Genomic DNA, 464 nt, shown 5'->3' with positions numbered 1-464 from the left:
GAGCCGCAGTCGAACATGCGTCCCCCGAACGGGCGGGCGAAGAACGCCTGGTTGTCGGCAAGCCTGACCATCGCATCGGTCAGCTGGATCTCGCCGCCGGCGCCACGCGCCTGGGTGCCGAGCAGCGTGAAGATCTCCGGCTGCAGGATGTAGCGGCCATTGATGTAGTAGGTCGACGGTGCATCGGCCGGCTTCGGCTTCTCCACCATCGCCGTCACCTCGAAGCCCGAGCCGGCGGCTTGGCCTTTACCGACGATGCCGTATTTGTTGGTCTCATGCGACTGGCATTGCTCGACGGCAATCACATTGCCGCCGGTCTCGCCATAGAGCTCCATGATCTCGGCCAGACAGCCGCGCTTGCCGAACGACACCATATCGGGCAACAGCAGCGCGAACGGCTCGTCGCCGATGATGTCGCGGGCGCACCAGACAGCGTGGCCGAGGCCATGCGGCGCTTGCTGGCG

Annotated in this window: 1 protein-coding gene; it reads right to left on the bottom strand. The window is 65.5% G+C overall.

Annotation, left to right across the window (positions count from 1 at the left end):
• On the bottom strand, window positions 1-464 hold a 464-nt coding region (locus tag NDO48_RS29060; RefSeq protein ID WP_267322894.1), incomplete at both ends, for a UTP--glucose-1-phosphate uridylyltransferase.

It is taken from the genome of Aminobacter sp. MET-1 (assembly GCF_026521175.1).
GTDB lineage: Bacteria > Pseudomonadota > Alphaproteobacteria > Rhizobiales > Rhizobiaceae > Aminobacter.
Note: the sequence above shows the minus strand (reverse complement) of the source record. Positions and strands in the feature narration are given on the sequence as shown.